This is a genomic window from Kribbella albertanoniae, from assembly GCF_004348455.1.
Classification (GTDB): domain Bacteria; phylum Actinomycetota; class Actinomycetes; order Propionibacteriales; family Kribbellaceae; genus Kribbella; species Kribbella albertanoniae.
This window is the reverse complement of record NZ_SMKA01000381.1, coordinates 1-6,741: the sequence shown is the minus strand read 5'-3', so window position 1 is coordinate 6,741 and position 6,741 is coordinate 1. Positions and strand designations below refer to the sequence as shown.

Below are 6,741 nucleotides of genomic sequence, written 5' to 3'. Positions count from 1 at the left end.
GGGTGGTGGAGGAGTTGCTGGGGGTGGACTCTCGGGTGATTCCGGCGCATCAGGCGAAGCGCGGGGTGCCGCATCAGAATGTGGGGGTGTTTTACGGGGTGCGGGTTGTTGGTGGGGTGATTCGGCCCGAGGCCAATGGGGAGACTGCGGAGGCGGTGTGGACTCCGGTTGAGGAGGTCTCGGGGTTGCACCGGTCGGCGGTTGTTGATGTGGGGGTTGGGTTGATGACTCAGCGGCCGGCTAGTGGGCATCTGCCGCCGGTGGTGGTTGGTGGGTTGGTGCGGCACTGAGGCGATTCTTCAAGGCAGTAAGGGCTCCTGGGGTCAGACCGGCCTGCAGGAGGTAGTCGGCTGCGTTCAGGTCGGCCAGGAGAGTGCGCATCGTGGCCGCCAGCGGCGGGTCGTGTTCCCAGGTCGACGGAGCGGTCGCGTAGTCCGCAACTATGGCTTCGATTGGTACGTCGATCGCTGCGAGGGTGAGCGCGATGACCAGGCCGGTGCGGTCACGGCCGGCGTGGCAGGCGACTACTACCGGGCCTGGTGGAGCTTCCGCGATCGCGGTGACCGCCGTGGCGAAGCGTTGGGGGTAGTTGCGAAGCAGGGCTTGGTAGGAGCGCAAGAGGTCGGTGTGATCCAGGTACGGGTCGCTGGGGTCGTTCAGTGGGATGTTGACCCAGCGGGGGTCGTCGCGGAACGGGGAGGGGAAGGCGTCGGTCTCCCAGATGTCGCGGAGGTCGATGATGCGGCTGACACCGGCAGCCGCGAAAGCGGCGTGGCCTTTGCGGGTTAGCTGGTCGAGGTTGTCGCTGCGGATGAGGCCGCCTAGGTCGCGGGTGTTGCGGCAGTTGGGCCAGGCAAGGGGCATGCGATCGATCATCAACGAGAACGCCCCGGCGCGCGAGGCGCCGAGGCGTTCACAACCCGTTAGGCGGCGGCTGTTGCTTCGGCTAGTTGGTCTGCGGTGGGTTGGAGTTGGGGCGCTGCGGCCAAGGTGAGGATGACGTTGGCTACTGAGAAGAGGGCTGCTACCAGAAGGCCGCGCTCGAAGCCGGCCTCGAAAGCGTGTTGCTGGGTGGCGCCTTGGGTGAGCTCAGACGTGGTGTGGCTGATCGACAGAGTGGTGACGACGGCCAGGCCCAGTGCGCCACCTACCTGGTACATGGCGTTGACGACACCGGACGCCGCACCGGCTTCAGCTGGACGTACTTCGGAGACTGCGGTGATCTGGCCGGGCACTCCGACCCCGATGATGCCGAAGCCGAACAGGATGAGGCCGGGCAGGAGCTGGGTCGCGTAGCTGCCAGTAGCGTCGGCCTGCGAGAGCCACAGCAGCGCGCCGACGCTCAGGACGGCTCCGGCGAGCTGGACAGTCCGAGTGCCGATTCGCTGTACCAGCTGAGAAGCCAGTACGGCGCCAACGATCGCGGCACCGCCCATGGGCAGGAAGTGCACCCCCGCCTCGAGTGCGCTGTCCCCTCGGACCTGCTGCAGGTAGATAGCAGTCAGGAAGAACATGGAGAGAAACGCAGCGCCGTTGAGCGAGAGCGATGCGCCGGACACGCTCAACGCTCGGGACCGGAAGAGCCGCATCGGGACGAGCGGAGCTGCGGAGCGCCGTTCGACGAACACGAAGGCGACCATCATGAGCACTCCGGCAGTCAGTACGCCGATGACCTCAGCCGATCCCCACCCACTGGGTTCTGACCGCACCACGCCGTACACGATCGACATGAGTCCCGCCGTACCGAGTAGTGCGCCGAGGGTGTCGAAGGTGCGCACACCGACGTGGTGACGCACGTCCGGCACGAACACCGGGATCAACGCGATCAGTGCGATCACGATGGGCACGTTGACGAAGAAGACCCACTGCCAGCTGAGTGAATCGACCAGTACGCCGCCCGCGACCACTCCGAGCGTTCCACCGAGTCCCGCCAGGCCGCCCCAGACACCCATGGCGATGTTGCGCTCGCGTCCGTGCGCGAACGTCATGGTGAGAATCGCCAGCGCAGCAGGTGACAGCAGTGCTCCGCCAAGACCCTGTACGGCGCGGGCCCCGATCAGGAACTCGGGTGAGTTGGCCAGGCCGGCCACCAGCGAGGTGATGCCGAACAGGATCAGGCCGCCGACGAAGACCCGGCGCGCGCCGAGGAGGTCGGCCATCCGGCCGCCGAGGAGCAGGAAGCCGCCGAAGAGCAGCGTGTAGGCGTTGATCACCCACTGCAGGGAGTCGGTGGAGAAGTTCAGGTCCGCCTGGATGTCGGGCAGCGCGACGTTCACGATCGTCACGTCGAGGACCACGATGAATTGGGCGAGGGCCAGGACCGCCAGGGTGGCCCAGGGACTGCGTCGCATTCCGACCTCACTAAGTCTACGCCGTATGTATACGCTGTATGCGTACGTGGTAGACGGTAGGTCTACGGTGTAAACTTGTCAACGTGATCACCAAGGAGACGCCCCGCCGCCTGGATCCGCAGAAGGTTGTCGACAGCGCACTGGCCATTGCCGACGACGAGGGTCCGGCGGCCGTCACGCTGCGGCGGCTGGCTCAGCTGCACGGCGTCACGCCGATGGCGCTGTACCGGCACTTCAAGGACAAGGACGACCTACTGGCCGCGCTCGGCGACCGTCTGATCTCGAGCGTCGTGCTGCCCGAGCCGACAGACGAGCCGTGGGACAAGCAACTCCACACCGCGCTGACGGCGTTCGTGACCGCACTGCGCGGGCACCCGCGGCTGGCTGACCTGACTCTGCCCCGGATGCTGGTCTCCGAGGACGGGTTGCAGATCGCCGAGCGGGTCCTGCAAGTGCTCACCGAAGGCGGCTTCGACGTCGACGATGCAGCGGAGGTCGGCCGGCAGTCGATCTGCTCACTGATCTACCTGGTGACGACCGACCCGATCACCCGTGAGGTCAATGACCCAGTGCAGCGCGAGGATTCGTTGCGGAGGAAGCGTGCCGCACTCGGTGCGCTGTCACCGCACAAATATCCGCTGGTCACCGCAGCAGCCGACACCCTGGTCTGCCCGAGCTCGAACGACCGGTACTACGAGCTGGGGATCGACCTGGTCGTCGCCGGCATCTGCGGCATCAAGAACAAGGAGTAGCAGCTTGGCTCTCAGTGTCCTGACCTATCTGGAACAGCACAGCCCAGAGGAGATCCGGCCGGCTAAAGAACAGCCAGTAGAGATCAGGGCGGTCGAGGAGGTCTCCCCGGAGTTCGCTCGCTACTTCTACACCGCAGTGGGCGGCCATTGGCACTGGATCGGCAAACTCGGCTGGAACTTGGACCAGTGGGTCGAGTGGCTGAGCAGACCCGGTTTCGAGACCTACGTACCGTGGGTCGGCGGAGTACCGGCCGGGTACGTCGCCCTGCGCGGACTGGGCAGTGAGGTCGAGATCGAGAACTTCGGCCTGCTGCGGAGCTTCATCGGCCGTGGAATCGGCGGACACCTGCTGACGGTCGGACTGCGTCAGGCGTGGACGCTGGACGAGCGCCACGAGAGCGTCTCCCCGATCACTCGCGTCTGGGTCAACACGAACACCCTGGACGGCCCGGCCGCGCTGGCGAACTACCAGGCGCGCGGACTGACGCCGTACAAGACAGCGGAAGAGGAGCGGCCGGACGCCGACGGTACGGCGCCTGGGCCGTGGCCCGGCTGGGACGGGCCACCCGGCGTGGTGCGGGAGGTACCGGCGGGCTGACGGCGATACGCTCGCCACGCGGAGTAATACCAATCCAGGTGGAGGTATACCGATGGCGGGGAAGTTCGAGCTCTACAAGGACAAGTCCGGCGAGTTCCGGTTCCGGCTGAAGGCCGGCAACGGCGAAGTGATCGCGACCAGTAGCGAGAGCTACGGCACCAAGGCCGCCGCGCTGAACGGGATCGAGTCGATCAAGAAGAACGCGGCCGACGCGAACCTCGACGACCAGACCGACTGAAACGTCAAGAAAACAAGGGGGTTTCTCCACCCACCGTGGAGAAACCCCCTGACGCTTCTACAGCCCGACCTCGTGAATCACGGGCCGGACCTCGACGCCGAGGCCCTCGATGCCGGCGTCCGGGATCATCGCGGCCAGCTCCTGGGCACGCTCCAGACTGGCGACGTCGATCAGGTAGTAGCCGGCCAGGAACTCCTTGGCCTCCAGGAACGGCCCGTCCGTCACCGCCGGTACGCCGTCCCGGACCCTCACGACCGAGCTCTTGGCCGGCTCGGCCAGCGCGACCGTGCTGTGGAATTCGCCGGACTCCTGGATCGTCGCCATGAACTTCTCGTGCCCCGAGAAGATGGCCTGCTGCTCGGTCTCGCTCAGCGCGGACAGCACGTCGGGGTTGATGTTCAGGACCACTAGGTACTTCACGGGTGTCTCCTTCAGCTGCGGACCCGGCCGGGCCCTCTCGGTGATGAGTACGGAGCCGACCGCACCACTTTGACATCGCGATAGCGTCACCCCATGGCTGAGCTGAGTCTCACAGATATCCAGGCCGCCGCGAGCCGAATCGCAGGCGTCGCGCACCGTACGCCGGTCCTCACGTCCCGGACCCTGGATGAGCGAGTCGGGGCCCAGGTGTTCCTGAAGGCGGAGAACTTCCAGCGGATCGGCGCCTTCAAGTTCCGCGGCGCCTTCAACGCGATCAGCCGGCTCTCCCCCGACGAACTCGCGCGCGGCGTCGTGGCGTACTCATCGGGGAACCACGCGCAGGCCGTGGCACTGGCCGCGCAACTGGCAGGCACGAAGGCGACCAATCTGATGCCCGCCGACGCACCGCCAACGAAGGTCGCGGCCACCAAGGGGTACGGCGCTGAGGTGGTCCACTACGACCGCTATACGCAGGACCGGGCCGCGCTGGCGATGGAGCTGGTCGCGGACCGCGGGATGACGCTGATCCCGCCGTACGACCACTATGACGTGATGGCCGGGCAGGGCACGGTTGCGCTGGAGCTGATCGAGGAGGTCGGCCAGCTCGGCGCACTGCTGGTCCCGGTCGGCGGTGGCGGGCTGATGGCCGGCTGCGCGACCGCGGCCACGGCGCTGTCACCGGGGATCCGGATGATCGGCGTCGAACCAGCCGCCGGCGACGACCACGCCCGGTCCCTGGCGGCCGGGGAGCGGGTGACGATCGACGTACCGCGGACGATTGCCGACGGTCAGGCGATCTCGACGCCGGGCGAGCTGACGTTCCCGATCAACCGCCGGTTGGTGGAGGCCTTCGAGCTCGTCACCGACGAGGAGATCCTCGCCGCGATGACGTTCGCGTTCGAGCGGCTGAAGATCGTTCTCGAGCCGAGCGGGGCGAGCGCGCTGGCCGCGTTGCTGGCCGGCCGGATCGAGGGGCTGCCCGAGCGCGTCGGAGTGGTGCTGAGCGGCGGGAACATCGGTCTGGACCGCTTCCGGGACCTGCTCACAGATAGCTGAATTCGCAAGGAACTGAGGCGGACCTGAGTACGCACTGTGCCCGTTGTCACAGACAGCGACCAAGAAGTGTGGCCCAGCTCACATCGAAGCCCTCATTTGGCGCCTCCGACCCGCTCAGACGCGCTCAGGACACCAGATGTTCACCCTGACTTGCTGATCCGTCAGAGAGGCTCTGAGGGCCTTTTGGGAGGGTCTCTGACGATTCGAGGGTTTGCGTCGTGATCGTTCTGTTATACAGTCGTCGGCGGTTCGGTAAACAACACGAACTGCACGGGTGTCACGCCGAGCTCTGCCAGGCACCTGCGCTCCCCTCGAACAACCAATGGCAGAGGTGGGGGACCCAGGAGGTTGGGGTTCGACCGTGAGTGGTCGAATCCCTGGGGTGAAGTCCGCGGGAGCGGACCGGGCAAGATTTCCCAGCCCGAACCCGACAGCTAACTCCGTAGGCGTCGGGAGACAACCATGCCCGTCACTGCCCGACGGACGTCGCTTTCGCGCGCCGTCAGCCATACCGAGTCCGCCGCCAATCGGACCACCGCCAAGCACCGCAAGCCTTCCCGGTCCGCAGCTCCGCGGGCCGCGGCCGCCGTACTGTCCGTGGGTCTCGCCGTCAGCGGCGGCGCTCTGGTCAGCATCGCTGCCGCTCCGACCACCGCCTCGGCCAAGGCTCTGACGCCGGCCCAGGTCCGCGGTCACCAGCCGATCAAGAGCCGCCCGCTGCTGCGCAAGGGTGACTCCGGCCCGACCGTGAAGTTCGTCCAGCGCGCACTGCGCCTGGGTCCGGACGGCTACTACGGCAACACCACCGTGGTGGCACTGCGCAAGTTCCAGCTGTCCTGGGGGATCAAGGTCAGCGGCACCACCGACCACGCGACCTGGGGTCGCCTCACCTGGGCCGCCAAGCACAAGGTGCTCTACGGCAACAAGGGTGGCGTGAAGGCCCAGCTGTTCCGGGACAAGGTGCTCCGGGAGGCCGCGAAGCTCAAGGGCACGCCGTACCGCTACGGCGGCACGTCGAAGCGCGGCTTCGACTGCTCCGGTTACACCGGCTATGTGTACAAGGCGGCCGGCAAGAAGATGCCGCGCACCTCGCGTCAGCAGTACGCCGCGACGAAGCACATCAGCCGCTCGGCCGCCAAGCCGGGTGACCTGGTCTTCTTCAAGAACGGTGGCGGCAGCGTCTACCACGTCGGCGTCTACGCCGGTGGCAACCTGCTCTGGCACGCGTCGAAGCCGGGGACCCGGATCGGCAAGGGCAAGATCTGGACCAAGAGCGTGGCCTTCGGCCGCGTCTGATCCTTCCCCGTCAGCGGCCCACCCCCCACG

General features: G+C 66.7%; 8 protein-coding genes and 1 riboswitch. Of the genes, 5 read left to right on the top strand and 3 right to left on the bottom strand.

Annotation, left to right across the window (positions count from 1 at the left end; all coding sequences use genetic code 11):
- Positions 1-240 precede the first annotated feature (240 nt).
- Both E1261_RS42085 and E1261_RS42080 read right to left on the bottom strand, forming a co-directional pair.
- Positions 241-864: a tyrosine-protein phosphatase gene (locus E1261_RS42085; protein ID WP_165952833.1), complete on the bottom strand. Its 624-nt coding sequence runs from the start codon at positions 862-864 to the stop codon at positions 241-243.
- 59 nt (positions 865-923) lie between these two features.
- Positions 924-2,351, bottom strand: a complete 1,428-nt coding sequence (locus E1261_RS42080) for an MFS transporter (protein WP_132415468.1) — start codon at positions 2,349-2,351, stop codon at positions 924-926.
- Positions 2,352-2,434: 83 nt separating this feature from the next.
- Between E1261_RS42080 and E1261_RS42075 the strand changes: the two genes are divergently transcribed.
- The 3 genes from E1261_RS42075 to E1261_RS42065 are packed head-to-tail and all read left to right on the top strand — an operon-like array spanning position 2,435 to position 3,939.
- Positions 2,435-3,103, top strand: coding sequence for a TetR/AcrR family transcriptional regulator (locus E1261_RS42075; RefSeq protein ID WP_132415466.1), 669 nt, complete (start codon positions 2,435-2,437; stop codon positions 3,101-3,103).
- 4 nt (positions 3,104-3,107) lie between these two features.
- Positions 3,108-3,701, top strand: coding sequence for a GNAT family N-acetyltransferase (locus tag E1261_RS42070; protein WP_132415464.1), 594 nt, complete (start codon positions 3,108-3,110; stop codon positions 3,699-3,701).
- A 52-nt stretch (positions 3,702-3,753) separates the two neighbouring features.
- Complete coding sequence (locus tag E1261_RS42065; protein WP_132171270.1) at positions 3,754-3,939, top strand: YegP family protein; 186 nt, start codon at positions 3,754-3,756, stop codon at positions 3,937-3,939.
- A gap of 57 nt (positions 3,940-3,996) precedes the next feature.
- Here E1261_RS42065 and E1261_RS42060 read toward each other — a convergent pair whose 3' ends face one another.
- Positions 3,997-4,359, bottom strand: coding sequence for a YciI family protein (locus E1261_RS42060; RefSeq protein ID WP_132415462.1), 363 nt, complete (start codon positions 4,357-4,359; stop codon positions 3,997-3,999).
- 93 nt (positions 4,360-4,452) lie between these two features.
- Between E1261_RS42060 and E1261_RS42055 the strand changes: the two genes are divergently transcribed.
- Positions 4,453-5,415 carry a pyridoxal-phosphate dependent enzyme gene (locus E1261_RS42055; protein WP_132415460.1) on the top strand — a complete coding sequence of 321 codons (963 nt, stop codon included), beginning with the start codon at positions 4,453-4,455 and terminating at the stop codon, positions 5,413-5,415.
- A gap of 293 nt (positions 5,416-5,708) precedes the next feature.
- Positions 5,709-5,878: riboswitch (cyclic di-AMP (ydaO/yuaA leader) on the top strand.
- Positions 5,878-6,711: a C40 family peptidase gene (locus E1261_RS42050; RefSeq protein ID WP_132415458.1), complete on the top strand. Its 834-nt coding sequence runs from the start codon at positions 5,878-5,880 to the stop codon at positions 6,709-6,711. It overlaps the preceding riboswitch by 1 nt.
- Positions 6,712-6,741: the final 30 nt, after the last annotated feature.

Bases quoted from the DNA above. Each gene is read 5' to 3' on its own strand.
- E1261_RS42085 (WP_165952833.1), bottom strand. From the start codon at position 864: ATGCCCCTTGCCTGGCCCAACTGCCGCAACACCCGCGACCTAGGCGGC.
- E1261_RS42080 (WP_132415468.1), bottom strand. From the start codon at position 2,351: ATGCGACGCAGTCCCTGGGCCACCCTGGCGGTCCTGGCCCTCGCCCAA.
- E1261_RS42065 (WP_132171270.1), top strand. From the start codon at position 3,754: ATGGCGGGGAAGTTCGAGCTCTACAAGGACAAGTCCGGCGAGTTCCGG.
- E1261_RS42055 (WP_132415460.1), top strand. From the start codon at position 4,453: ATGGCTGAGCTGAGTCTCACAGATATCCAGGCCGCCGCGAGCCGAATC.
- E1261_RS42050 (WP_132415458.1), top strand. From the start codon at position 5,878: ATGCCCGTCACTGCCCGACGGACGTCGCTTTCGCGCGCCGTCAGCCAT.